This window comes from Micromonospora sp. BQ11, from assembly GCF_052068135.1.
Classification (GTDB): domain Bacteria; phylum Actinomycetota; class Actinomycetes; order Mycobacteriales; family Micromonosporaceae; genus Micromonospora.
In genome coordinates this window covers 148538-172985 of sequence record NZ_JBQHDB010000004.1, presented here as the reverse complement: position 1 = coordinate 172985, position 24448 = coordinate 148538, and the positions used below count along the sequence as shown (strand labels likewise).

The following is a 24448-nucleotide window of genomic DNA, read 5'->3' as shown; positions in this document are numbered from 1 at the left end:
GGCACCCGAAAGGGCGCCTCCGGCCGGCTTTTTTCGCATCCCGCGCATGTAAGGAAGGGCCCCCGGTTAACGCCTGCGGTAGAGGAAGGGCCCCTTCTTAACGGCAAGCGTTAACAAGGGGCCCTTCCTTGCACCCGGGGTCAGAGGGTCTGGACGGTGGCGATGCGCTCTTCGAGCTGCTCGATGGTCGCCTGGGCGCTCGGCGGGCCGCCACAGATCCGACGCAGCTCGGCGTGGATCTTGCCGTGCGGCTGGCCCGTACGGTGGTGCCGGGCGGCCACCAGGGCGTTCAGCTGGCGACGTAGCGCCACCCGACGCTGGGCGGCACTCATTGGTGCCGGAGGCGCGGCGGGGGCCGTAGCGGCCGGCTCAGCGGCCCTGGAGGCGGCACGACGACGTTGGGCGGCCAGTTGCTCGGCCTGCCGCTTGGTGAGCAGGAGCGAGACCTGGTCGGCGGTGAGGAGACCGGGCAGGCCGAGGTACTCCTCCTCCTCGGGGGTGCCGGCCTGGGCCGCCGTGCCGAATGAGGCGCCGTCGAAGATGACCTGGTCCAGCTCGGCGGTGGCGGAAAGTGCCGCGAAGCGCTTCTCCAGCTCGCCGCTGGCCTGGTCGTCACGCTGGGCCCGTTCCAGCAGGTCGTCGTCGAAGCCCTCGCGGTCCTTGGGCTTGCCCAGCACGTGGTCGCGCTCGGCCTCCATCTCGCTGGCCAGCCCGAGCAGGTGGGGCACGCTGGGCAGGAACACCGAGGCGGTCTCGCCGGGGCGCCGGGCGCGGACGAACCGGCCGATCGCCTGGGCGAAGTAGAGCGGGGTGCTGGCGCTGGTCGCGTACACGCCGACGGCCAGGCGGGGGATGTCGACGCCCTCGGACACCATCCGGACCGCGACCATCCAGCGCTGGTCGGACTCCGCGAACGACGCGATCCGCGCGGACGCGCCCACGTCGTCGGAGAGCACCACCGCGGCCCGCTCACCGGTCACCTGCTCGATGAGCTTGGCGTACGAACGGGCGGTCTGCTGGTCGCTCGCGATCACCAGCCCACCGGCGTCCGGCATGCCGGCCTTGCGCAGGACGGTCAGCCGCGCGTCGGCCGCGCGCAGCACCTGCGGCATCCAGTCCCCGGCCGGGTCCAGCGCGGTGCGCCACGCCTGCGCCACGAGGTCCTGCGTCATCGGCTCGCCCAGCCGCGCCGCCAGCTCCTCGCCGGCGTTGGTGCGCCACCGGGTCTCCCCCGAGTACGCGAGGAACAGCACCGGCCGGACGACGTTGTCGCGGAGGGCGTCGGAGTACCCGTACACGGAGTCGGCGCGGGAGCGCAGCAACCCGTCGCCGCCCCGCTCGTAGGTGACGAACGGGATGGGGTTGTCGTCGGAGCGGAACGGCGTACCGGTGAGCATCAACCGTCGTTCGGCGCCCTCGAAGGCGGCCTTGACCCCGTCGCCCCAGGATCGGGAGTCACCGGCATGGTGGATCTCGTCCAGGATGACCAGGGTGCGACGGGTGAGGGTACGCCGCCGGTGCACCTGCGGGGCCATACCCACCTGCGCGTACGTGACGACGGCGCCGTGGAAGTCGGCGGAGGAGTGCAGGTCGGCGTTGCGGAACGCGGCGTCGAGCTGGATGCCGACCCGGGCGGCCGACTGGGCCCACTGGGTCTTCAGGTGCTCGGTGGGGGCGACCACGGTGACCGCCTCGACGGTGCCGTCCGCCAGCAGCTCGGCGGCGATCCGCAGGGCGAACGTGGTCTTGCCGGCCCCGGGGGTGGCGACCGCGGTGAAGTCGGGGTCGCGGCGACGGAGGTACTCCACGAGCGCCTTGCGCTGCCACGCACGGAGGGCGGGGAACGTCTCGATCGCCGGCATGCGGGCCGCCACGCGAAGCTCCTCTCCGACCGCCTACGAGCGGACCCCGGCCGAGGGCCACGGGTGCCGCCGCCCATGAAAACGCCTCCGCGCAGAAGATGCCGCGAAGGCCGACTCAGCATAACCAGCGGAGCTCCCACAACCCACTCGACGCCACGCTGGTCACATCCCGCCCGCGATCTTGCACTTTCGGTCGCCGAATTGGCCCATAGAGCGGCTTTTGCCCCGACCGAAACTGCAAGATCGCAGTCCCGGCGGGCGGGGCGGGGGGCGGACCCGGGGGGCGGGGGTTAGGGGTGGGTGTTGGTTCTTGGGGGGCGGGCGGTGGCTACCGGGGCGGACCAGCGGCGGCGCAGCGAGATCAGGCGGAGGCCGACGACGAAGGCCGCCGCCGCCGTCAGCCAGGCGGCGTTGGCGTGGCCGAGGGCGTCCAGCAGCGCGACCAGGACCGAGCCGGCGAGCGCGGCCACCGCGTAGATCTCCCGTCGCAGCACCACCGGGATCTCGGCGGTGAGGAGGTCCCGTCCGAGACCGCCGCCGATCGCGGTGAGCATCCCGATCACGCAGGCGCCGACCGGCGGCACCTGGGCGTCGAGCGCCTTGAGGGTGCCGGTGACGGTGAACAGGCCGAGGCCGGCCGCGTCCAGCACGAGCACGGTGGTGCGCAGCCGGGCGAACTGGGGGTGGAGCCAGAAGACGGCGGCGGCGGTGACGGCGGCGGTCGCCGCGTACCGCCAGTCGGCGAACGCCAGGGGCGGGACCTCGTCGATGGCCAGGTCCCGGAAGATCCCGCCGCCGAGGGCGGCCACGAAGCCGACGAAGACGACGCCGAACAGGTCGAGCCGTTTGGCCACCGCCGCGGAGGCCCCCGAGGCGGCGAAGACCGCGACCCCGGTGAGGTCGGCCAGGAGCAGGGCGGTGGAGGTGTTCACGGGCGCAGGTTACGCGGGCGGCCGAGCCGCCCGCCCCGGATCACTCCGACAGTGACTCGTAGATCTCCTTGCACTTCGGGCAGACCGGCGAGCCCGGCTTGGCCGCCTTGGTCACCGGGAAGGTCTCGCCACAGAGCGCCACGACGTACGTGCCCATGACGGCACTCTCGGCGATCTTCTCCTTGCGGACGTAATGGAACATCTCCGGACCGGTGTCCGCATCCTTCAGCTCCGGCCGCTCGAGAACCTCTGTGCTCACTTCTGCACCTCCGACCGTCAAGTCTGGCAGGTCAACACCCCCCGGTCCACTTCAGGCCCGACGGCCCGGCGACGTACCGTGATGATCGTGACCAACTTTCACATCCGTTACGGCGCCGAGGTCGCGGAGGCGCTGCGCGCCGGCGGCCCGGTGGTCGCCCTGGAGAGCACCATCGTCTCGCACGGCCTGCCCCGGCCGGACAACCTGCACGTCGCCCGGCAGATCGAGCAGGCCGTCCGGGACGCGGGCGCGGTACCGGCCACCATCGGCATGGTGGCCGGCCACCTCGTGGTCGGCCTCGACGACGCCGAGCTGACCCGGCTCGCCACCGTCGACGGTGTGGCCAAGCTCTCCGTACGCGATCTGGCCCTCGCGGCGGCGACCGGCGCGGACGGCGCCACCACCGTGGCCGCCACCAGCGCGGTCGCCGCCGCGGCCGGGATCGGGGTCTTCGCCACCGGCGGCCTGGGCGGGGTCCACCGGGAGGCCGCGCAGACCTTCGACGAGTCCGCCGACCTGGTGACGCTGGCCCGGACGCCGATCGCGGTGGTCTGCGCCGGGGTGAAGTCGATCCTCGACGTGGGCGCCACGCTGGAGCGGCTGGAGACGCTCGGCGTGGGCGTGGTCGGCTACCGCACCCGCCGCTTCCCCGGCTTCTACCTGACCGACGCCGGCTTCGACCTGGACTGGTCGGTGGAGTCCCCGGAGCAGGTGGCGGACGTGCTCGTCGCCCGTGAGCAGCACGGGGTGCACCACGGCGGGTTGATCGTGGCCCATCCCCTGCCGGTCGACGAGCAGCTCGACCCGGCCCTGCACGACCGCACCCTGACCGAGGGGCTGGCGCTGCTGGAGCGCGACGGGGTCACGGGCAAGGCCGTCACCCCGTACCTGCTGGCGCACTTCCACTCGTCGACGCAGGGCGCGAGCCTGGCGGTGAACGTCCGGATCATCCTGCGGAACGCCGACCTCGCCGCGCGCGTCGCGGTGGCGGCGGCAGCCCGCCGCGCCGCATGACCGCAGGTCGTGTCCTCGTCGTCGGGGACCTGATCACCGACGTGGTGGCGGTGCTCACCGGACCGCCCGCCACCGGGTCGGACACCCCGGCGCGGATCAGCTTCAGCGGCGGTGGCCAGGCGGCGAACACGGCCGCCTGGCTCGCCGCGCTGCGCGTACCGGTGACGCTGGTCGGGGCGGTCGGTGACGACGGCCCGGGCCGGGAGCGGGTGGCGGAGCTGGAGCGGGCCGGCGTCGACTGCGCGGTCACCCGCCACCCGGACCGGGCGACCGGCACCGTGATCGTGCTGGCGTCCGGCGACGAGCGCACCATGATCACCGAGCGGGGCGCCAACCTGGCGCTGACCGCGAAGGCGGTCGACGCGGCCCTGGCCGGCGCACCCGACGCGCGGCATCTGCACCTGTCCGCGTACACCCTGTTGGACGCCGGATCGCGCGGCGCCGGGCTGCGCGCGCTGGCCGCCGCCCGCGAGCGCGGGCTCACCACCAGCGTCGACGCGGCGTCCGCGGCGCCGCTGCGGCGGGTCGGCGCGGCGGCCTTCCTGGCCTGGGTACGCGAGGTGGACCTGCTGCTGGTCAACGTCGACGAGGCGGCGGTGCTGGCCGGCGGGCTGGACCCGGCGGCGCAGGGGCGGGTGCTGTGCGCCTCGGCGCGGCGGGTGGTGCTCAAGCGGGGAGCGGCCGGTGCGGTCTGGGTGGACCGGGCCGCGACGGTCACGTCGGCCCCCACCCGCCGGATGGAGGTGGTCGACGCGACCGGGGCGGGCGACGCGTTCGCCGCCGGCCTGCTGGCGGCCTGGCTCGCCGGCGCCACCCCGGAGGCGGCGCTGCGGCGGGCCGGTGACCTGGGCGCGGCGGCGGTCTCCCGGATCGGTGCCCGGCCGGGGCCCTGACGGGGACGAGCGGGCCGGCGTGCGGCCCGGTCAGGGCTCGGCGTCGATGACCCGGTGCGGGCGCTCCTCGGCGGTGAGGCTCATCGGTGGGGTGTCGTCCTGCTGACGCGGCTGGAACCGGTTCATCAGCCGGTGCTCGTCCTTGGGCGGCCGGTCGTTGGCGAGCAGCACCGCCAGCCACGGGATGAGGATCATGCCGAGGCCGACCAGGGGCAGCCACAGCCACAGCAGCGGGGCCTGCACGCCGACCAGGACCGCTCCGACGATCACGCAGGCCACCCGGATGCCCATCATCAGCACGTAACGCTTCTGGCGACTGGTGAGCTGATCGTCCTGGCTGCGCGAGGCGTCGGTGATCAGAATCGGCTGATACGCCTGACGCTTCACCACGGACCTCCTCGAGGGGATTACGACCCATCCTGTCACTCCCCGTGCATGATCAGCGAGAATCGACGCATCCGGTTCCGTGTTACGCACGTGGTACGCTCGGCCCGTGGGCAGCAGGTTCAGCTTCACCGAGGAGGCTCTGGCCAACCTGCGGGTCTACGACGTCACGTCGGGGGAAGTCTGGGAGGCGCTGCACAGCAGCCGGCGGGTCATCCGTCACCTGGGCGACGACGTGATGGTCGTCTACGCCGCCGCCCGCCGGGGTCGCCGGCTGGCCGTGCTGCTCGCCGAGGCCGACGGCACCGACAACGACTGGGACATCCTCTCCGCCCGCGAGCTGAGCGACGCCGAAGCCAAGCGCTACGACGAGGCCGTGCGGAGATCTCGCCGATGAGGGGGCGTGACCATGAACCGTGACGACGCGACCAAGCAGTTCCACGGCGGCGACGGGTTCGCCGAGCTGATCGAGGAGAGCGCGGCGGCGGAACTGCCCACGCCGGACACCGACACCCCGATGGTGAGCCGCTCGGTCCGGCTGCCGTTGGAGACGTACGAGCGGGTCCGGGCGGCCGCCGACGCGCGCGGCATCGGGGTCACCACCCTGATGCGGCAGTGGATCGAGGCCGGCCTGGCCGACCTGGACGACTCGGCGACAGTCTCCCTCGCCGACGTACGGCGGGCGCTCGCCGCCCTCTCCCGGCCCACCGCCGCCTGACACCGACCGGCGCCCGGCCGACCGCTCAGGGCGCCGGCGAGAAGTTTCCCCCGCCGGACTCACCGCGCCCCAGTGGCGAGGCCGACATCTCCGGGTCACGCCCCCGGCTGCGCCAGGCGTCGGCGACCGCCACGCCGGCCAGCACGATGGTCACCACCGACAGGGCGAACATCGGCGACCCCGCCGTGAGCGGCGCGGCGACGGCGGCCAGCACCCCGACCGCCACCAGCCGGGCTGCGGAGACCCGGCCGAAGATCTCGTACTCGAAGCGCGCCCGGGCGAGCAGGAACAGCGCCGGCCCGCCGAGAATGAAGATCAGCCAGGCCGGGTCGAGCCGGTCGAACGGATGCTTGATCACTATCTCGTGACCCACCCCGGTGACCAGCACGCCGAGGACGATGAACAGGTGGGTACGCGCCGCCGACGCACCCAGCTGGCCCGGCGACCGCGCCAGGCGCAGCGCCTCGGCGAGCAGGTGCCCCGCCCGGTGGAAGTAGATCCGCCACAGCAGCGCGGTGATCAGGAAGGCGACGGTGAACGCGCCCGCCCGCTCGGAGGAGTACTCGGTGCCGCTGTAGGTGGCCCCGATGACCAGGATCATCTCCCCGAGAGAGATCAGGAATATCTGCTGGTACCGCTCCGCGAGGTGCTCCCCCTCGATCCGCCACCCGGAGGCGGGCGCCGAGCCCAGGCGGAGCACCGGCCAACCGGTCAGGGCCCCCGTGCAGTCGACGACCAGCGCCAGCGCCCACAGGGACAGCCGCCAGTCCTCGGGCCCGAGCGCGCCGGCCACCCAGGGCACGCCGCCCGTCGCCGCCCAGGCGGCCGCCTGCAACGGCACCCGCCGGCGCGGATGTCCGCGCAGGGCCACCGCGATGAGCAACGGACGGCCGATCATCACCGTCAGGTACGCGACAACGAAGATCAGCGCCCGCTCCTCGAACGCCCGGGGCAACGCCACGGCCATCACCAGGCTGCCGAACATCGAGCCGGCGACCGCGAACTGGATCACCGACCGCTCGGGCTCGTACCGGCTGGTCACCCAGGTGGTGAGCGACCAGACCAGCCACAGCGCGAGGAACAGCATCAGGGTGTGCACGATGCCGACGAGCACTTCCCCCGCCCCGACGTCCTCGACCAGCCGTTGGGACACGCGGTTCAACGCGAAGACGAACGCGAGGTCGAAGAAGAGTTCCAGGAAGGTGGTCCGGGGCGAACTGCTCGACGGGCGCAGCAGGGCCGCCCCTCTACCGCTGCTCATCCGGTGATCCTGGTCACCTCGCTTCAACGAGCCGCGGCCGGGCCCGTTGCGTCAGTCCGCCACGGCCTTCGCCTTCGCCGCCGCCTTCATCTGTTGCTTGTACTCGCGTACCCGCCGTAGCGAATCGGCGTCGGTCACGTCGGCGACGGACCGGTGGGCGCCCGGGTCGCCGTACCCACCGGCGGCCTCACGCCAGCCCTCCGGGGTCACCCCGAAGCGTTTGCCGAGCAACGCCACGAAGATCTGCGCCTTCTGCCGGCCGAAGCCGGGCAGCTCGGCGACGCGGCGCAACAGGTCGGTGCCGTCCGAGGCGTCGGCCCACAACCGGGCGGCGTCGCCGTCGTACCGGTCCACGAGCACGCGGCAGACCTCCTGCACCCGGGCGGCCATCGCCTTGGGGAACCGGTGCAACGCCGGCGGGGTGGCGAAGAGCGCGACCAGGGCCTCGGGGTCGTACCCGGCCAGTTCGGCGGCGTCCGGCTCGTGACCGAGGCGCTGCACGAGGACGTACGGCGAGGAGAAGGCCTTCTCCATCGAGACTTGTTGATCGAGGACCATCCCCACGAGCAGCGCCAGCGGGTTGCGTTCCAGCAGCCGGTTGGCCTCGGGGTCGATGGGCAGGACGAGCGTCATGGGGCCATCCTGCCGCCCGGTGACCGGACCGGGGCGTCGACGCCCCGTTCCGGGGCGGACGGCCACGTGACGCGACCCGCACTCCGGTTCACGGTGAGGTTAGCCTGTGCTAACTTCTCCCTCGGCCAACCGTCCACCCTCGTGAAGGGGTTCCACCGTGTCCGTCTCGCTCCGCAGGTCCACCGCGACACTGGTCGCCACCGGGCTGCTCGGATTCGGCCTGGTCGCCTGCGGGTCCGACGAGGACGGCGGCGCCGCCGACCCCGGCAAGCCGAACGACAAGGTCATCACGGTCTACAGCGGCCGCAACGAGCAGCTGGTCAAGCCCCTGCTGGAGAAGTTCACCCAGCAGACCGGCATCAAGGTGCAGACCCGGTACGCCACCACCGCCCAGCTGGCCGCCCAGTTGGTGGAGGAGGGCGACCGGTCCCCGGCCGACGCCTTCTTCGCCCAGGACGCCGGCGCGCTCGGCACCGTGGCCAAGAAGGGCATGCTCGCCACCCTGCCGGCCGAGACCACCGGCAAGGTGGCCGAGACCTACCGCGCCCGCAACGGTGCGTGGGTCGGCCTGAGCGCCCGCTCCCGGGTGCTGGTCTACAACGCCGACCAGGTTCCCGCCGCCGACCTGCCGGCGTCCGTCTTCGAACTGACCGACCCGAAGTGGAAGGGCAAGGTCGCCGTCGCGCCGACCAACGCCTCCTTCCAGGCGTTCGTCACCGCGATCCGGGTGCAGCACGGCGACCAGAAGGCCAAGGACTTCCTCGCCGGCCTCAAGGCCAACGAGCCGCAGGTCCGGGACAGCAACGTCAAGATCGTCGAGGACGTCAACGGCGGCTCGGTCCCGGTCGGCCTGGTGAACCACTACTACCTGGGCGAGGTCGCCAAGGAGCAGGGCACCACGCCGGAGAGCCTCAAGGCCAAGCTGCACTTCTTCCCCGGCGGCGACACCGGCGCCCTGGTCAACGTCGCTGGCGTGGGAGTGCTCAAGGGCTCCGCCGAGGACGCGGACGCCAAGGCGTTCGTCGACTTCATGCTCGGCGCCGAGGCCCAGAAGTACTTCGCCGAGGAGACCTCCGAGTACCCGGTGGTGACCGGTGTGCCGGGCCCGGCGTTCGTGCCGCCGCTGGCCGACCTGAAGGTCCCGGCCATCGACCTCAACGACCTGGACACGCTCGACGCCACCGTCAAGATGATCACCGAATCGGGGCTGGTGCCCTGAGCACCCCCACGACCACCGCAGGGCCGGCCCTTCCGGGGCCGGCCCTGTCCGGCGTACGCGGGCGGGTGCGGCGACTGGCCCCGCGCCCGACACTGCTCGCGGCCTCGACCGTCGCGGTGGCCGTGGCCCTGCTGCCCCTGGTCTACCTCGCGGTACGCACCGCCGAGGCGGGTGCCGCGCGGGTCGCCGACGAGCTGTGGACCGAGCGGGTCGGCCTGCTCGCCCTGCGCAGCCTCGGCCTGGCCGCCGTCGTCACCGTCGCGTGTGTGGTGCTCGGCGTCGGCACCGCGTTCCTCGTCACCCGCACCGACCTGCCGGCCCGGCGACTCTTCGCCGTGCTGGCGGCACTGCCGCTGGCGGTGCCGACCTACATCGCCGCCTTCGCCTGGGTCTCCGAGGTCGCCGGCCTGGAGGGCTTCTGGCCGGCCGCGCTGGTGCTCACCCTCTGCTCCTACCCGTACGTCTTCCTGCCCGTCGCGGCCGCCCTGCGCGGCGCGGACCCGGCGCAGGAGGAGGTGTCCCGCTCGCTGGGCCGCACCGGCTGGCAGACCTTCACCGCGGTGACGCTGCGGCAGATCCGCCCGGCCACCGCGGCCGGCGCGCTGCTGGTCGCCCTGTACGTGCTCTCCGACTTCGGCGCGGTGTCGATCCTGCGCACCGACACCTTCACCCGGGCCATCTTCGTCGCCTTCGACCTCGGCTTCGACCGCACCGGCGCGCTGGTGCTCTCCAGCGTGCTGGTGGTGCTGACCGTGCTGCTGCTGGCCGGCGAGACGGTCACCCGGCGGCGCGGCGCCCGGTACGCCCGCCTCGGCGGCGCCCGCCGTCCCGCCCTGCGCCTGCGGCTCGGGGCCGTCCGCTGGCCCGCCCTCGCGGCGCTGCTCGCCGTGGCCGTCCTCGCGCTGGGCGTGCCGGCGGCCAGCCTCGCCCGACGGCTCGTCACCGGGGTGTCCCGGCCGGGTGCGCTGTCCGAGGTGCTCGCCGCCGCCGGCAACTCGCTGACCGTCTCGCTGGCCGGCGCCGCGCTGACGATGCTGCTGGCGCTGCCGCTGGGTCTGCTCGCCGCGCGCGCCCCCGGGCCGCTCACCACCGCGCTGGACCGGCTGGCGTACCTCGCCCACGCCCTGCCCGGCGTGGTGATCGGGCTGTCGCTGATCTTCTTCGGCATCAATGTGGCGTTCCCGCTGTACCAGACCCGGTGGCTGCTCGCACTCGCCTACGCCACGCTGTTCCTGCCCCTCGCGGTCGGCGCGGTGGCCGGTGCCGCCGCCCAGTCCCCGCCCGGCCTGGAGGAGGTCGCCCGCTCCCTCGGGCGCGGGCCGCTGACCGTGCTCCGCACGGTGACCCTGCCGCTGACCCTGCCCGGCATCGGGGCGGGCGCGGCGCTGGTGTTCCTCACCGGCATGAAGGAACTCCCCGCCACCCTGCTGCTGCGCCCGACCGGCACGGACACGCTCGCCACCGAGCTGTGGACCGCCACCGCCGTCGGCGCGTACGCCGCCGCGGCACCGTACGCGGCCCTGCTGGTGGCGATCTCGGCGCTGCCCACCTGGCTGCTGGTCGCCCGCAGCGGCCTGCTCGACAAGGAGGACCGGGGATGAGCGAGCGAAGCGAGCGAATCATCAGGCTCAGCGCGTTGGTGCCTCATGCGGGCACGGAGCGAAGCGGAGTGCCGGCATGAGCGAGGTCGTGCTGGCCGGAGTGGTCAAGCGGTACGGATCGGTGACCGCGCTGGCCGGTGTGGACCTCACCATCGGGTCCGGGCTGCTCACCGCCGTCCTCGGCCCGTCCGGCTGCGGCAAGACCACACTGCTGCGCTGCCTGGCCGGCTTCGAGCGGCTGGACGCCGGGGAGATCCGCATCGACGGGGTCCCGGTCGCCGGGAACGGCCGGCACCTGCCGAGCCACCGCCGCCGGATCGCCGTGGTGCCGCAGGAGGGTGCGCTGTTCCCGCACCTCAGCGTGGCCGCCAACGTCGGGTACGGCCTCGACCGGGCCGCCCGCCGGAGCGACCGCGTCGAGGAGGTGCTCACCCTCGTCGGTCTCGCCGGCTACGGCGACCGGATGCCGCACCAGCTCTCCGGTGGGCAGCAGCAGCGGGTCGCGGTGGCCCGCGCGCTGGCACCCCGGCCGTCGGTGGTGCTGCTGGACGAGCCGTTCAGCGCCCTCGACGCGGGGCTGCGGGCCGGGCTGCGGCACGACGTCCGGGAGGCGCTGCGCGCCGACGGCGCCACCGGCGTCCTCGTCACCCATGACCAGGGCGAGGCGCTCTCGGTGGCCGACGAGGTGGTGGTGCTGCGCGCCGGCCGGGTCGTCCAGGCCGGCACCCCGACCACCGTCTACCGGGAGCCGGCGGACGAGTGGGTGGCCGGCTTCGTCGGCGAGGCCGTGCTGCTGGCGGCGGTCGCCGAGGACGGCGCCGCCCGGACCGTGCTCGGCACCGTGCCGCTGACCGGGGCCGCGCCGAGCGGCCCGGTGACCGTGCTGGTCCGCCCCGAGCAGGTACGTCTCACGCCCGGAGCCGGCACGGTGACGGCCACGGTCCTGCGGCACGACTTCCACGGACACGACGCGCTGGTCGGACTCCGGCTGGCCGACGGCACCCGGCTCACCGCGCGGATCCTCGACGGCGGCCCGACGGCCCCGGTCGGCGCCGTGGTGTCGGTACGCGTCGACGGCGCCGCCCGCGCGTTCCCCGCGATCGGCACACCCACGCCAACCCCCGCCCAGGTGTAAGGAAGGGCCCCTTCTTAACGCCTCCGGTAGAGGAAGGGCCCCCTGTTAACACCACCATCCCGGACGCGGCGGCCGTGCGGACGCGACGACCGGCACGCGGGTGGCCCGGCGGACCGTGGCGGGCACGGTCCACCGGGCCGGTGGGGAGGGTCAGTTGACGACGAAGAGCAGCCGGTTCGGCGAGCCGGTGCCGGGGCTGGTCACCCGGCCCGTGGTGGCGTTGGTGACCAGGTAACTGCCGACCTGTGACGGGGTCCAGGACGGGTTGCCCGACAGCACCAGGGCCGCGGCGCCGGCCACGTGCGGTGCGGCCATCGACGTGCCGCTGAGGGTGGCGGTCGAGGTGTCGCTGGTCCGGTACGCCGACAGGATGCTCGACCCCGGCGCGAAGAGGTCCACGCAGGAGCCGTAGTTCGAGAACGTCGAGCGCGCGTCGGTGCCGGTGGTGGAACCGACGGTCAGCCGACGGGGTCCGGGCCGCGAGGAGTTGCAGGCGTTGGCGTTGGAGTTGCCGGCCGCCAGCGCGTACGTGATGCCGGAGCTGATCGAGTTGGCGACGGCGTTGTCGAGGGCGCTGCTGGCGCCGCCGCCGAGGCTCATGTTGGCCACGGCCGGCTTGACCGCGTTGGCGGTCACCCAGTTGACGCCGTTGACGACGCCGGTGGTGCTGCCGCTGCCGGAGCAGTTGAGGACCTTCACCGCGACCAGCCGGACCTGCTTCGCGACGCCGTACGTGGACCCGCCGACCGTGCCGGCGACGTGGGTGCCGTGGCCGTTGCAGTCGGTGTTGTTGCTGTCCACCGTGTTCGTGCCCCAGGTGGCTCGGCCGCCGAACTGGGTGTGGGTGGTCCGGATGCCGGTGTCGATGATGTACGCCCGGACGGTGGGGGCGGTGTTCGGGTAGGTGTAGCTGCGGCTGAGCGGAAGCGTGCGCTGGTCGATCCGGTCCAGCCCCCACGGCGGGTTCGTCTGGGTGGCCGAGGCGGTGAGCACCTGGTCCTGCTCGACGTACGCCACCGCCGGATCGGCGGCGAGCCGGCGCGCCTGGCCGACGCTCAGCGTGGCGCTGAAGCCGGTCAGCGCGGCGCTGTAGACGTCGCCGACGCTGCCGCCGTACCGCTTCGCGAGCTTCGCGGCCCGGTCGGGCACGGCGGTGCGGGCGGTGAACGAGCCGGCGGCGCCGACCGCGTCCGACTTGAGGACGACCAGGTAGCTTCCGCTGATCGCGTTCGGCGCCCCGGCACCCCGGATCTCGCCGACGGGCGCGGCCTGGGCCGGGACGGTGGTGACCGCCGAGACGGCCACCGCGGTGGCGACGACGGCGAACGCCCGGATGAGGCGCCGCCGCGGACGGACCCTGCTGGCATCGTCTGCCTCCCTACCGGCGGGCCCGACGGCTTCTGGCCTTCTGGGGCCACGCCATCGATGGTCTGTGCAGGTCATGCTAGTCATTCCATAGATCGTCATCACTAGCATGTTCATCAACTGAAGTGCCGGCGCCGGCGATCCGGCGGGTGACGCCGACCGCGTGGGGAACGGCAGGCAGGATGACGACGTGGACGAACACGACATGTTGCTCTCCCCCGCCGGGGTGGACGCGCTGCGGACCGCGCTGACGCGGGCAGGATTCACCTCGAACGGCATCGCCGCCCGGCTCGGGCCGCAGGCCACCGGAGGCGTGGCCCGCAACGACTTCCGCGCCGCCCTGCGCGCCACCGTCGACCGCGACCCCCTCGGCACCCTGATCCGGGTCTTCATCTGCGAGCAGACCGAGCCGGAGGCCGCCGTCGCCGCCGCGCTCGCGCCGCTGTCGCTGTCCGAGGCGCTCGCCGGGGGCCTGGTGGAACGGCACGGCGACGGGCTGCGGATGGGCCTGGACCTGGAGCCGTACGGGGACGAGTGGTGGGTGCTCGCCGATGTTCCGGCCAGCGCCCGACCGGGCCGGCCGCTACACGCCGAGCACGTGCTCGGCATCGGCGGAGCGACCCAGACGCTGATCGGCGCGACCGTCCGCCGGCCCGTGGAGACCGCCCTGGACCTGGGCACCGGGTCCGGCGTCCAGGCGCTGCACCTGTCCACCCACGCCGGGCGGGTGACCGCCACCGACCTCTCCGAGCGGGCGCTGCGGTTCGCCGCCACCACCGCCGCGCTCAACGGGCAGGACTGGGAGCTGCTGCGCGGCGACATGGTGTCGCCGGTCGAAGGTCGCCGGTTCGACCTGGTGGTCAGCAACCCGCCGTTCGTGGTCGGCCCCGGCACCACCACCCACGTCTACCGGGACTCCGGCCGGGTCGGCGACGCCATCGGAGCGGAGCTGGCCGCCGCCGCACCGGAGCTGCTCACCGACGGCGGCACCATGCAGTACCTCGCCAACTGGGTGCACGTCACCGGCGAGGAGTGGGACGAGCGCGTCGCCGGCTGGTTCGCCGGTACCGGCCTGGACGCCTGGGTGATCCAGCGCGAGGTCGCGGACCCGATGGCGTACGTCAACCTGTGGCTCACCGACGTCGGCCACACCGCCGACCCGCAGCGGATGGCGGACTGGCTGGACTGGTTCGACGCGCACAAGGTGGAGGCGATCGGCTTCGGCATCGTCTCGCTGCGCCGCGCCGGCCACGACGACCCGACGGTGCGGGTCGAGGACCTGCGCCAGCGGGTCGAGGGACCGCTCGGCGACCGCGTCGCCGGCTGGTTCGACCGCCAGGACTGGCTCCGCGTACGCGACACCGACGGGCTGCTCGCCGCGCGCTACCGGGCGGCCGACGGCCTCCAACTGCGCCAGGAGGCCACCATGGGCGACGAGGGCTGGGCGGTGGACCGGCAGGTCCTCGCCATGCCGCACGGGCTGCGCTGGACCGAGGAGATCGACCCGCTGGTGCTCGCCCTGGTCGGCGGCGCGGACGGTCGTCTCGCGCTGCGCGACCAGCTCGCCCTGCTCGCCGTCGCCCACGACGTCGCACCGGAGGAACTGGCCGAGGCGGCCGGCCCGATCGTGGGGCACCTGGTCGAGCGCGGCTTCATCGAGCCGGTGACCGACTGATGCGCGCGGTGGTGCAGACGGTCGGCCGGGCCGGCGTGACGGTGGACGGAGCGGTGATCGGGGCCATCGAGGACGGGCTGCTGGTGCTGCTCGGCGTGACCCACACCGACACCACCGAGACCGCGCGGACGATGGCCCGCAAGGTGCACGAGCTGCGCATCCTCGACGACGAGCGCTCGGCCGCCGACACCGGCGCGCCGATCCTGGTGGTCAGCCAGTTCACCCTCTACGGCGACGCCCGCAAGGGCCGCCGTCCGAGCTGGACCGCCGCCGCCCCGGCGGAGGTCGCCGAGCCCCTGGTGACCGAGGTCGTCGAGGCGCTGCGCAGCCGCGGCGCCAAGGTCGAGACCGGCCGCTTCCGCGCCCACATGCTGGTGGAGAGCGTCAACGTCGGCCCCCGCACCATCCTCCTGGACCTCTGACCCCCACCCCTCCCGTTGATCATGAAGTTGTCGCCTTCGGACACGGCGTGTCGCAACAACAACTTCATGATCAACGCGGTCGGGGTGGGGGGTGCGGGGGGTCGGTCAGCCGAAGAGGCCGCGGCGCTGTAGGGACTGGCGCAGCCAGGCGTCGAGCTGGGCGGTCCAGTCGGTACGGTCGGCGGTGGCGTGGTCGACGGTGAAACGGCCGAAGGCATCCCGGCCCTCGGTGAACAGACCGCCCCGCTTGTCCAGCTCCAGCACCACCTGCATCTGGCGCGGATCGGCCACGAAGGTGACCTCCAGCTGGTTGATCGCCCCGGCGTACTGCGGCGCCGGGTGGAACTCGATCTCCTGGTAGAACGGCAGGGTCTGGTGCACGCCGTAGACGTGACCGCGCTCGACGTCGGCGCGGGCGAAGCGGAAGCCCAGCCGCAGGAACGCCTCCAGGATCCGCTCCTGGGCCGGCAGCGGGTGCACGGCCACCGCGTCCAGGTCACCCTTGTCCACCGAGCGGGCCACCTCCAGCTCGGTACGCAGCCCCATCGTCATGCCGTGCAGGTGCTGCCCGTACACCTCGGTGAGCGGGGTCTCCCACGGCACGTCGAAGCGGAACGGAACGTCGTACCGCTGCCCGGCCTCCAGCCGGAACGGGCCGGTGACCTTCTGGCGCTGGAACTCCTGGGTGGTCTGGTAGTCGTTGTCACCGCTCTCCACCTCGACCCGGGTGACCAGCCCGAGGGACACATAGGACACCTCGACCTGGTGGTCGCCACCCGCGACGTGCACGGTGCCCTCCACCTGGCCGCCGGGGCGGCAGTTCGGGTTCGCCAGCACGGTTTCCACCGAGGGGCCACCGACGCCCATCGCCTGCATGAGCCGCTTGAAGACCACGACGCCCTCCGTTACCTGTCCCCTGTCCACCGGCGTTCGCCGGTGCGGTCCGGCCACCACGGCCGACCGCAGGCACGGTAACCGGCGGGGACAAGGCACGGACGGCGACGACACGCGTACGCCCCGAGCGACCCACGCGGATCTCTGTCGGGTCCCCGATCGCCTCACCCCCGTTTCACGCCCCGCCCGCCAAGCTGTTTGTCACCGGCACCACTGGGCCGGACAGCGGCGCAGACGTGGACACGGGGAGAGACGAAAGATGGCCCTGCAGATGATGGAGCACCGGATGAGCACGGTCGGTCGCACCGACGCCGACCACGGCACCGAGACCATGGCCGACCTGGACGCCACCGACGAGCGGGGCATCTCCACGGACCTGGTCCGGGCGTACCTCAACGGGATCGGCCGTACGAAGCTGCTGACCGCCGCCCAGGAGGTCGAGCTGTCCAAGCGGATCGAGGCCGGCCTCTTCGCCGAGGAGAAGCTCGCCACCTGCACCCCCGTCTCCGCCGAACTGCACGCCGACCTGGCGACGATCGTCGCCGAGGGCCGCGCGGCCAAGGACCACCTGCTGGAGGCGAACCTGCGGCTGGTGGTGAGCATCGCCAAGCGCTACACGGGTCGCGGCATGGCGTTCCTGGACCTGATCCAGGAGGGCAACCTCGGCCTCATCCGCGCCGTCGAGAAGTTCGACTACACCAAGGGCTACAAGTTCTCCACGTACGCCACCTGGTGGATCCGCCAGGCCATCACCCGCGCCATGGCCGACCAGGCCCGCACCATCCGCATCCCGGTGCACATGGTCGAGCAGGTCAACCGGATGGTCCGCGTACGCCGGGAGCTGTCGGTGACGCTGGGCCGTGAGCCCACCCTCGGCGAGGTGGCGCGGGCGCTGGAGGTCCCGGAGTTCCAGGTGATCGAGCTGATCTCGTACGACCGGGAGCCGGTGAGCCTCGACCAGGCGGTCGGCGAGGACGGCGAGAGCGCCCTCGGTGACTTCGTCGCCGCCGTCGACCCGGCGGCCGGGCCCGGTGACGTCGCGGCGCAGGGCGAGCTGCGCAACGAGGTGAGCATCGTCCTGGCCACCCTCTCCCAGCGCGAGCAGGCGGTGATCCGGCTGCGGTTCGGTCTGGACGACGGCCGGCAGCGCACCCTGGACGAGGTCGGCCGGGAGTTCGGCCTGTCCCGGGAGCGGATCCGGCAGATCGAGAAGGTGACCCTGCTGAAGCTGCGCGCCCCGGAGCGGGCGCAGCGCCTGGAGGCGTACGCCTGCTGACGCGATCTGGACCACGTGGGGCCCCGGCGGTTCGCCGGGGCCCCGCGTCGCTGTGGTGCTTGACCTCGGCGGAGATTCAGGATAGAAACCATCTGGTTATGGAACCAGGAGGTTACCTTCAGTGGACACGGAGGCGCTCGACGCCACGTTCGCGGCGCTCGCCGACCCGACCCGCCGGGCCATCCTCGCCCGGCTCGCGGCCGGCGAGGCGACCGTGACCGAGCTGGCCGCGCCGTTCGCGATGAGCCAGCCGGCCATCTCCAAGCACCTCCGGGTACTGGAACGCGCCGGCCTGGTCACCCGGGGACGGGACGCCCAACGGCGCCCCTGCCGGCTGGCGGCCGCGCCGCTGCGGGAGGCCACGGCGTGGCTGGCGGACTACCGCGACTACTGGGCGGAGAGCTACCAGCGCCTCGACGCGCTGCTGGACGACCTCCACCACACCGACACCGGAAGCGGCGCCCCGTGACGGGCACCGACGACCCGCTCGTGGTGCACGCCCCCGGCGACCGGGAGATCGTGCTCAGCCGGATCTTCGACGCGACGGCCCCGCTGGTCTTCGCCGCGTTCACCCGACCGGAGCTGCTGGTCCGCTGGTACGGGGCACGGGGCTGGCGGCTCGTCGAGTGCGAGGTCGACCTGCGGGTGGGCGGTCGTTGGCGCTTCGTCTCGCGCGGCCCCGGCGGTCGGATGGTGCAGTACGGCACGTATCGGACGATCGACCCGCCGCACCGGCTGACCTGCACCGAACTCTTCGAGGACCAGTCCTATCCGGGCGAGACGCTTGTCGACCACGAGTTCACCGAACTGGTCGGGCGGACCACCGTCACCACCACCCTGCGGTACGCCACCCCCGAGGGCCGGGACACGGTGCTGCGCTACCCGATGGCCCGTGGCGTCGGGGAGAGCTTCACCCGCCTGGCCGACCTGCTCCACCAGACATCGACGACAGGAGAGACGCCGTGAACTGGACGCTGGAAGTGGTGGTCGTACCGGTCTCCGACGTGGACCGGGCGAAGGAGTTCTACGCCGAGCGGCTGGGCTTCGCCGTCGACCACGACACCGTGATCGACGACGACGCGCGGATCGTGCAGCTGACCCCGCCGGGCTCCGGCTGCTCGATCGTCATCGGCAAGGGCGTGGTGCCCGACATGCCGCCGGGATCGCTCAAGGGTCTCCAACTGGTCGTGCCGGACCTCCACAAGGCCCGTGCCGAACTGGTCGAGCGGGGTGTCGAGGTCAGCGAGATCCAGGTGTTGGGCGCGAACCCGCACCCCGTGCCGGACCCACTGGACAACGTCGGCTTCGTCTTCTTCACCGACCCCGACGGCAACTCGTGGGGCGTGCAGCAGATCTCCAGCCGCCCCTGACGGGCCGCCCCGCCGGGGAGACGTTAAGAAGGGGCCCTTCCTCTACCGCAGGCGTTAAGAGGGGGCCCTTCCTTTCACAAGCGGCGGGGGCCGGTGTCGGGGCGGGCGGCGGCGGACCCGACGCGGACGGTCGCGTGCAGCACCGAGATGCCGTCGGGGCGGGCGAGCACCGGGTTCAGCGTCAGCGCACGCACCCGCGGCTGCTCGTCGGCGAGCCGGCCGACACGCAGCAGTAGCTCCGCCAGGGCCGCACGGTCCACCGGGGCCGCACCCCGGTGACCCCGCAGCAGCGGCGCCGCGCGCGGCTCGTCGACCAGTTCGGCGGCGTCACGGTCGGTCAGCGGCACCGCCCGCCAGGCCCGGTCGCCGAGCAGCTCGGTGGCGACCCCACCGAGACCGAAGCCCACCACCGGGCCGAACGCCGGGTCCTCCACCAGCTCCACCACGCAGGCCACGCCGGGCGGGACCATCGGCTGGACCAGGACGTCCGCGCCGAAGACCGCCGCCATTTCGGCGTACGCACGGTGCACGCTCGCCGCGTCCGGCAGGTCGAGGCGGACCGCTCCGAGGTCCAGCCGGTGCCGCAGACCGGGCGCGGCGGCCTTCAGGGCCACCGGGAACCCGAGCCGCGTCGCCGCGTCGACCGCCTCGTCGACCGTGTGCGCCGGCACCGACTCGACCACGTCGACGCCGTACGCGGCGAGCAGCCCCATCGGGTCCAGCGCCTCCGGTCGCAGCGCCGCCTGCGCCGCCTCCGGGTCGACGTCGGGCAGCTCGGGCGGGGTGCCCGGAGACCGGCGGAGCCAGTCGGCGTACGCGGTGACCCGGGCGAGGGCGCGGACCGCCTCCTCCACTCCCCCGTACGCGGGCACGCCGGCCGGCGCCCGGCCGACCAGGAAGGTCGCCACGGTCGGCTTGCCGGCGACGAGCGCGGCGGGCAGGGCGGCGGTGAAGTCCCCCTCCACATCGGGAAGCTGGCCGGGCAGCGGTGGCGCGAAGACCGCCACCAGGGCGTCCACCCGGTCGTCGGCGGCGGCCCCGGCGAGCGCGGCGGCGAACTCGGACGCGCCGGCCCGGGGCCCGACGTTCCGCGGGTAGCCGTCGGCGAGGGTCAGTCCCTGTGCCGCGCAGGCGGTCGCGGCGAGGCCGGTCAGCGCCGAGGAGTTGCCGACCACGCCGACCCGGCGACCGGCCGGCAGCGGCTGGTTGGCCAGCAGCACCCCGACGTCGAGCAGCTCGGACACCGTGTCCACGCGGATCACGCCGGACTGGGCGAACAGGGCGCTGACGGCGACCTCGTCCGGGCCGGTGGAGGGGCCCAGGCCGGGGGGCCGGGCCGGCGAGGCCAGCGCGACCACCGGCTTCTCCCGCCCGATCCGTCGGGCCAGCCGGGCGAACTTGCGCGGGTTCCCGAAGGTCTCCAGGTACAACATGATCACGTCGGTAGCGGGGTCGTCCTGCCAGTACTGCAGGAGGTCGTTGCCGGACACGTCGGCCCGGTTGCCCGCCGAGACGAAGCTGGACAGGCCCAGGCCGCGCCGGTCTGTCTCGGCCAGCAGCGCCACCCCGAACGCGCCGGACTGGCTGAAGAGCCCGACCCGGCCGGGCACCGGCAGCCTCGGGGCGAGCGTGGCGTTCAGGCGTACCGTCGGGTCGGTGTTGGCCACCCCGAGACAGTTCGGGCCGACCACACGCATGCCCGCCGCGTGCGCCGCGCGGACCAGGGCGCGCTGCGCCGCCGCGCCCTCCGCGCCGGCCTCGGCGAAGCCGGCGGAGATGACCACCAGGCCGTGCGCCCCGGCGGCGGCCGCGTCGGCGACCACCGCAGCCGCCGCCTCCGGCGGCACCGCCACCACGGCCAGGTCGACCGGCAGGCCCGCGTCGGCGGCCGAGGGGTACGCGGGCAGCCCGGCCACCGTCCGCGCGGTCGGGTGCACGGGCACCACCGCGCCGGTGAAGCCACCGTCCCGCAGGTGACCCAGTACCGCCGCGCCGACGCCCTGCCCGGTGGCGCTGGCGCCGTAGACCGCGACCCCGCGCGGCGCGAGCAGTCGGGCGATGGAACGGGCCTCGGTGCGGTGCTCCCGGCCGCGCTGCACCTCCAGGGTCGCCTCGGTGGGCGCGATCGGGAAGGTCAGGTGCACCACGCCGTCGGCGAACTGGCGCTGCACCTGGTAGCCGAAGTCGGAGAAGACCCGCAGCATCGCGCCGTTGCTCGGCAGCACCTCCGCGACGAAGCTCATGATGCCGGCCCGCGGGGCCGCGTCGGCCAGGTGCTCCAGCAGCACCGAGCCGATGCCGCGGCCCTGGTAGGCGTCCTCCACCACGAACGCCACCTCGGCCTCCGGCGCCTGGGGGCCGAGACGCTCGTACCGGCCGACCGCCACGATCTGGTCACCGGCCAGCACCACGAACGCCTCCCGGTCGCGGTGGTCGACGTTGACGAAGCGTTGCAGGTCGCGGTCGGGGATCCGGGGGTACGGCGAGAAGTAGCGCATATACCGGGTGCGCTCGGAGAAGCGGGAGTGCATCGCCACGATCCCCGGCCCGTCCGACGGCCGGATCGGCCGCAACTGGATGGTGGTGCCGTCGCTGAGCAGCACGTCCACCGGCTGGTCCACCGTGGTCACCGCGTCACCATCCCGGGTCCGCGCACGATCAGTCGCGCGGATCGTGGGGGTCGAGCCCGAGCAGCGGGAAGACGGACCTGCGGGTCGCGGCGATGGCCCGGTCCACCGCGGTCGGCTCGCCCGTCGGCTGCCACGGCTCGTACGCCGGGTCCACGTCGTCGGTCATCCGCAGCGGGATCTCCCGACCCGGACGACGGGCGGCGGCCAGCTCCCGCCAGGCCGGCGGGGTCAGCGTGGCCGGCTCCAGCGGCGCACCGGTCGCCACGGCGAGCAGGTGCGTCCATGCCCGGGGCACCACCTCGACCAGGGCGTACCCGCCGCCGCCGGTGGCCACCCAGCGGCCCTCGCACAGCTCGTCGGCGAGCTTCCGCAGGGCGATGTACGTGGCCCGCTGCCCGTCCACGCTCAGGTGCAGGTCGGCCAGCGGGTCCAGCCGGTGACCGTCGGCGCCGCACTGCGTCACCAGGATCTGCGGCCGGAACGCGCGCAGCACCGACGGCACGATCGCGTGGAAGGCACGCTGCCAGCCGGCGTCGTCGATGCCCGGTGGCAGCGGCACGTTCACCGCCGTCCCCTGCGCCTCCGGTCCGCCGGTCTCGTCGGGGAATCCGGTGCCCGGGAACAGCGCCAGCGGCGTCTCGTGCAGGCTGACCGTGAGCACCCGGGGGTCGTCCCAGAAGACCTGCTGGACGCCGTCGCCGTGGTGCACGTCGACGTCCACGTACGCGATGCGCTCCGCACCGAGGGCGAGCAGCCGGGCGATGGCCACCGCCGGGTCGTTGTAGACGCAGAAGCCGGCGGCACGGGCGGGCATCGCGTGGTGCAGCCCGCCGGCCACGCTGACCGCCCGCCGTGCCTCGCCCCGCCAGACCGCCTCGGCGGCGGCGACGGTGGCCCCGGCGATCAGCGCACTGGACTCGTGCATCCCGTCGAACACGGGATTGTCGGAGGTGCCCAGTCCGAAGCCGGCGAACAGCGGGTCGCGCGGCGCGACGCGGACCGCGTCCAGGTAACGCGGGTCGTGCACCCGGGCCAGCAGGTCGTCGTCGGCCGGCTCCGGCTTGACCAGCCGCACGCCGGGCCGCTCCAGCACCCCCAGCTCGCGGGCGAGCGCCATGGTGAGCTCGACGCGTACCGGGTCCAGCGGGTGGTCACCCATGTCGTAGGCGAGCAGCGAGGAGTCCCACACCACCACCGTGTCGTCGGACATGCGCCCATCGTCGCACGCCACCGGCGGCGGCCCGCCGCACGCCGGGCGGGTGTCGCCGACGCGCTACTCCCCCGTGGCCACCGGGCGCGACGGGTCGGCGACCCAGTTGCTCCACGAGCCGACGTAGAGCGCGGCGTCCGGACGGCCGGCCAGGTGCAGGGCGAGGACGGCCTGCGCAGCGGTCACCCCCGAGCCGCAGTACGCCCCGACCGGCCGGTCGGCGGCCACCCCGGCGGCGGCGAACCGTTCCCGCAGCACGTCGTCGCCGGGGAAGCGACCGTCGGTGACGTACCCGGGGGCGGGCACGTTCACCGCGCCGGGCACGTGACCCGCGACCGGGTCGATCGGCTCGGTCTCGCCCCGGAAGCGCGGCGCGGCCCGCACGTCCAGCAGCACCCCCTCGTCGGCGGCGGCCAGCGCGGCGGCCCGCCCGGCGTCGAGCACCGGCAGGGCGCCCGGACGCACCTCGACGTCACCGGCCGCCGGGGTGGGCACCGCCGTCGTGGTGGGCAGCCCGGCGGCCAGCCACGCCGGGAAGCCGCCGTGCAGGAGGCGTACGTCCCGGTGGCCCGCCCAGCGCAGGGTCCACCAGGCGCGGGCGGCGGCCATCCCGTCGCCGCCGTCGTACACCACGACGGGGTGACCCGCGCGGACGCCGGCGGCCCGCAGCGCGGCCTGGAGCGCAGCCGGGTCGGGCAGCGGGTGCCGACCGGCGGCGCCCGGCGGGCCGCACAGCTCGGTGTCCAGGTCCACGAAGACCGCCCCGGGCAGGTGGGCCACCGCGTAGTCGTCCCGCCCCGGTGGGCCGGTCAGCCGCCAGCGGACGTCGAGCACGGTGGGCGGGTCGGCGCGGTCCAGCTCGACGGCGAGCCGGTCGGCCTCCACGAGGAGATCTTCGGTACCGGACATGGCGACCAGTCAACACCATCCGGGCACCGGCCTCGCGGTTCGACAGCGGGCGTCGTCGGTCGCGCGGGGTAGCATCGTGCACCGGAGGGCCACTGACGTGAAGCATGATCTGGTCGACACGACCGAGATGTACCTGCGCACCATCCTCGAGCTGGAAGAGGAGGGGGTGCCGCCGCTGCGTGCCCGGATCGCCGAGCGGCTCCGGCAGAGCGGCCCCACGGTCAGCCAGACCGTCGCCCGCATGGAGCGCGACGGCCTGCTCACCGTCGAGGGCGACCGCCACCTCGCGCTCACGTCGGAGGGTCGCAGCGCCGCCGTGTCGGTCATGCGCAAGCACCGCCTCGCCGAACTGCTGCTGGTCAACGTCATCGGCATGCCCTACGAGGAGGCCCACGAGGAGGCCTGCCGGTGGGAGCACGTGATGAGCGACGCGGTCGAGAAGCGGGTCTACGACCTGCTCAACCGGCCGACCCGCTCGCCGTACGGCAACCCCATCCCGGGGCTGGAGGAGCTGGGCTCCCCCGAGCCGGCCGCCCCCGAGGCCGCCGAGGGTGAGCGCAACCTGGCGTTCCCCGGCCTCTCCGGGCCGGTCGTGGTCCGGCGGATCTGCGAGAGCGTACAGACCGACGCCGACGTGCTGCGGCAACTGCACGCGGCGGGGGTCGACCCGGGTGCCACGGTGACCGTGGCCCAGGAACGCGACGGCGTCTCCATCGACCGCTCCGGCGATCGGGTCCGCCTGCCGCGCGAGGTCGCCTCCCGGGTCTTCGTCGCCGCCGGCTGACG

General features: G+C 73.7%; 25 protein-coding genes. 14 read left to right on the top strand and 11 right to left on the bottom strand.

Annotation, left to right across the window (positions count from 1 at the left end; all coding sequences use genetic code 11):
- Nucleotides 1-140 precede the first annotated feature (140 nt).
- From ACTMSW_RS10425 to ACTMSW_RS10415, 3 genes are all read right to left on the bottom strand, one after another.
- Nucleotides 141-1874 (bottom strand): DEAD/DEAH box helicase, encoded by a 1734-nt coding sequence (locus tag ACTMSW_RS10425; protein ID WP_441180341.1) that lies wholly within the window; start codon nt 1872-1874, stop codon nt 141-143.
- Nucleotides 1875-2152: 278 nt separating this feature from the next.
- Nucleotides 2153-2794: a trimeric intracellular cation channel family protein gene (locus ACTMSW_RS10420; RefSeq protein ID WP_441180340.1), complete on the bottom strand. Its 642-nt coding sequence runs from the start codon at nt 2792-2794 to the stop codon at nt 2153-2155.
- 40 nt (nt 2795-2834) lie between these two features.
- Nucleotides 2835-3053: a DUF3039 domain-containing protein gene (locus ACTMSW_RS10415; RefSeq protein ID WP_357042512.1), complete on the bottom strand. Its 219-nt coding sequence runs from the start codon at nt 3051-3053 to the stop codon at nt 2835-2837.
- An 87-nt stretch (nt 3054-3140) separates the two neighbouring features.
- Between ACTMSW_RS10415 and ACTMSW_RS10410 the strand changes: the two genes are divergently transcribed.
- Together ACTMSW_RS10410 and ACTMSW_RS10405 are read left to right on the top strand one after the other, a co-directional pair.
- A complete protein-coding gene (locus tag ACTMSW_RS10410; protein WP_441180339.1) occupies nt 3141-4067 on the top strand; it encodes a pseudouridine-5'-phosphate glycosidase in 927 nt (308 codons plus the stop codon).
- Complete coding sequence (locus ACTMSW_RS10405) at nt 4064-4960, top strand: carbohydrate kinase family protein (protein ID WP_441180338.1); 897 nt, start codon at nt 4064-4066, stop codon at nt 4958-4960. The genes ACTMSW_RS10410 and ACTMSW_RS10405 overlap by 4 nt, the downstream gene beginning before the upstream one ends.
- A 30-nt stretch (nt 4961-4990) precedes the next feature.
- On the opposite strand, the gene ACTMSW_RS10400 is transcribed toward ACTMSW_RS10405, so the two are convergent.
- Nucleotides 4991-5347: a DUF3099 domain-containing protein gene (locus ACTMSW_RS10400; RefSeq protein ID WP_441180337.1), complete on the bottom strand. Its 357-nt coding sequence runs from the start codon at nt 5345-5347 to the stop codon at nt 4991-4993.
- Between the two features lie 106 nt (nt 5348-5453).
- Here ACTMSW_RS10400 and ACTMSW_RS10395 point away from each other — a divergent pair, with 106 nt between their 5' ends.
- Together ACTMSW_RS10395 and ACTMSW_RS10390 are read left to right on the top strand one after the other, a co-directional pair.
- A complete protein-coding gene (locus tag ACTMSW_RS10395) occupies nt 5454-5741 on the top strand; it encodes a hypothetical protein (RefSeq protein ID WP_441180336.1) in 288 nt (95 codons plus the stop codon).
- Between the two features lie 12 nt (nt 5742-5753).
- Nucleotides 5754-6062 (top strand): hypothetical protein, encoded by a 309-nt coding sequence (locus ACTMSW_RS10390; protein ID WP_441180628.1) that lies wholly within the window; start codon nt 5754-5756, stop codon nt 6060-6062.
- 25 nt (nt 6063-6087) lie between these two features.
- On the opposite strand, the gene ACTMSW_RS10385 is transcribed toward ACTMSW_RS10390, so the two are convergent.
- Nucleotides 6088-7323, bottom strand: a complete 1236-nt coding sequence (locus ACTMSW_RS10385; protein WP_441180335.1) for a low temperature requirement protein A — start codon at nt 7321-7323, stop codon at nt 6088-6090.
- 51 nt (nt 7324-7374) lie between these two features.
- Nucleotides 7375-7956: an HhH-GPD-type base excision DNA repair protein gene (locus ACTMSW_RS10380; protein WP_441180334.1), complete on the bottom strand. Its 582-nt coding sequence runs from the start codon at nt 7954-7956 to the stop codon at nt 7375-7377.
- 157 nt (nt 7957-8113) lie between these two features.
- Between ACTMSW_RS10380 and ACTMSW_RS10375 the strand changes: the two genes are divergently transcribed.
- The 3 genes from ACTMSW_RS10375 to ACTMSW_RS10365 all read left to right on the top strand — a co-directional run bounded on the left by ACTMSW_RS10375 (nt 8114) and on the right by ACTMSW_RS10365 (nt 11911).
- Entirely contained in the window at nt 8114-9175 is a 1062-nt protein-coding gene (locus ACTMSW_RS10375; protein ID WP_441180333.1) for an iron ABC transporter substrate-binding protein, read from the top strand.
- A gap of 65 nt (nt 9176-9240) precedes the next feature.
- Nucleotides 9241-10776 (top strand): ABC transporter permease, encoded by a 1536-nt coding sequence (locus ACTMSW_RS10370; RefSeq protein WP_441180332.1) that lies wholly within the window; start codon nt 9241-9243, stop codon nt 10774-10776.
- A gap of 76 nt (nt 10777-10852) precedes the next feature.
- Complete coding sequence (locus tag ACTMSW_RS10365; RefSeq protein WP_441180331.1) at nt 10853-11911, top strand: ABC transporter ATP-binding protein; 1059 nt, start codon at nt 10853-10855, stop codon at nt 11909-11911.
- Between the two features lie 150 nt (nt 11912-12061).
- On the opposite strand, the gene ACTMSW_RS10360 is transcribed toward ACTMSW_RS10365, so the two are convergent.
- Nucleotides 12062-13216: a S8 family peptidase gene (locus tag ACTMSW_RS10360; RefSeq protein ID WP_441180330.1), complete on the bottom strand. Its 1155-nt coding sequence runs from the start codon at nt 13214-13216 to the stop codon at nt 12062-12064.
- Between the two features lie 250 nt (nt 13217-13466).
- Between ACTMSW_RS10360 and ACTMSW_RS10355 the strand changes: the two genes are divergently transcribed.
- Entirely contained in the window at nt 13467-14951 is a 1485-nt protein-coding gene (locus ACTMSW_RS10355; RefSeq protein WP_441180329.1) for a DUF7782 domain-containing protein, read from the top strand.
- Nucleotides 14951-15373 carry a D-aminoacyl-tRNA deacylase gene (gene dtd, locus ACTMSW_RS10350; RefSeq protein ID WP_441180328.1) on the top strand — a complete coding sequence of 141 codons (423 nt, stop codon included), beginning with the start codon at nt 14951-14953 and terminating at the stop codon, nt 15371-15373. The genes ACTMSW_RS10355 and dtd overlap by 1 nt, the downstream gene beginning before the upstream one ends.
- A gap of 105 nt (nt 15374-15478) precedes the next feature.
- On the opposite strand, the gene ACTMSW_RS10345 is transcribed toward dtd, so the two are convergent.
- A complete protein-coding gene (locus ACTMSW_RS10345; protein ID WP_441180327.1) occupies nt 15479-16267 on the bottom strand; it encodes a sporulation protein in 789 nt (262 codons plus the stop codon).
- A 259-nt stretch (nt 16268-16526) separates the two neighbouring features.
- Between ACTMSW_RS10345 and sigB the strand changes: the two genes are divergently transcribed.
- The 4 genes from sigB to ACTMSW_RS10325 all read left to right on the top strand — a co-directional run bounded on the left by sigB (nt 16527) and on the right by ACTMSW_RS10325 (nt 18913).
- On the top strand, nt 16527-17543 hold the full coding sequence (sigB, locus tag ACTMSW_RS10340) for an RNA polymerase sigma factor SigB (RefSeq protein WP_441180326.1): 1017 nt from the start codon (nt 16527-16529) through the stop codon (nt 17541-17543).
- A gap of 121 nt (nt 17544-17664) precedes the next feature.
- Complete coding sequence (locus tag ACTMSW_RS10335) at nt 17665-18012, top strand: ArsR/SmtB family transcription factor (protein ID WP_441180325.1); 348 nt, start codon at nt 17665-17667, stop codon at nt 18010-18012.
- Complete coding sequence (locus ACTMSW_RS10330) at nt 18009-18509, top strand: SRPBCC family protein (RefSeq protein WP_441180324.1); 501 nt, start codon at nt 18009-18011, stop codon at nt 18507-18509. Before ACTMSW_RS10335 ends, ACTMSW_RS10330 begins: the two co-directional genes overlap by 4 nt.
- Nucleotides 18506-18913 (top strand): VOC family protein, encoded by a 408-nt coding sequence (locus ACTMSW_RS10325; RefSeq protein WP_441180323.1) that lies wholly within the window; start codon nt 18506-18508, stop codon nt 18911-18913. The genes ACTMSW_RS10330 and ACTMSW_RS10325 overlap by 4 nt, the downstream gene beginning before the upstream one ends.
- A gap of 74 nt (nt 18914-18987) precedes the next feature.
- Here ACTMSW_RS10325 and ACTMSW_RS10320 read toward each other — a convergent pair whose 3' ends face one another.
- The 3 genes from ACTMSW_RS10320 to ACTMSW_RS10310 form a co-directional block, all read right to left on the bottom strand.
- Entirely contained in the window at nt 18988-21543 is a 2556-nt protein-coding gene (locus tag ACTMSW_RS10320; protein WP_441180322.1) for a bifunctional acetate--CoA ligase family protein/GNAT family N-acetyltransferase, read from the bottom strand.
- Nucleotides 21544-21571: 28 nt separating this feature from the next.
- Complete coding sequence (locus ACTMSW_RS10315) at nt 21572-22753, bottom strand: acetoin utilization protein AcuC (protein ID WP_441180321.1); 1182 nt, start codon at nt 22751-22753, stop codon at nt 21572-21574.
- 63 nt (nt 22754-22816) lie between these two features.
- Nucleotides 22817-23662 carry a sulfurtransferase gene (locus tag ACTMSW_RS10310; RefSeq protein ID WP_441180320.1) on the bottom strand — a complete coding sequence of 282 codons (846 nt, stop codon included), beginning with the start codon at nt 23660-23662 and terminating at the stop codon, nt 22817-22819.
- 97 nt (nt 23663-23759) lie between these two features.
- Between ACTMSW_RS10310 and ACTMSW_RS10305 the strand changes: the two genes are divergently transcribed.
- A complete protein-coding gene (locus tag ACTMSW_RS10305; protein ID WP_441180319.1) occupies nt 23760-24446 on the top strand; it encodes a metal-dependent transcriptional regulator in 687 nt (228 codons plus the stop codon).
- The last annotated feature ends 2 nt before the right edge of the window (nt 24447-24448 follow it).

Coding starts and splice junctions, on each gene's coding strand:
- sigB (WP_441180326.1), top strand. CDS start 16,527: ATGGCCCTGCAGATGATGGAGCACCGGATGAGCACGGTCGGTCGCACC.
- ACTMSW_RS10390 (WP_441180628.1), top strand. CDS start 5,754: ATGAACCGTGACGACGCGACCAAGCAGTTCCACGGCGGCGACGGGTTC.
- ACTMSW_RS10365 (WP_441180331.1), top strand. CDS start 10,853: ATGAGCGAGGTCGTGCTGGCCGGAGTGGTCAAGCGGTACGGATCGGTG.
- ACTMSW_RS10315 (WP_441180321.1), bottom strand. CDS start 22,753: ATGTCCGACGACACGGTGGTGGTGTGGGACTCCTCGCTGCTCGCCTAC.
- ACTMSW_RS10310 (WP_441180320.1), bottom strand. CDS start 23,662: ATGTCCGGTACCGAAGATCTCCTCGTGGAGGCCGACCGGCTCGCCGTC.
- dtd (WP_441180328.1), top strand. CDS start 14,951: ATGCGCGCGGTGGTGCAGACGGTCGGCCGGGCCGGCGTGACGGTGGAC.
- ACTMSW_RS10380 (WP_441180334.1), bottom strand. CDS start 7,956: ATGACGCTCGTCCTGCCCATCGACCCCGAGGCCAACCGGCTGCTGGAA.
- ACTMSW_RS10405 (WP_441180338.1), top strand. CDS start 4,064: ATGACCGCAGGTCGTGTCCTCGTCGTCGGGGACCTGATCACCGACGTG.
- ACTMSW_RS10385 (WP_441180335.1), bottom strand. CDS start 7,323: ATGAGCAGCGGTAGAGGGGCGGCCCTGCTGCGCCCGTCGAGCAGTTCG.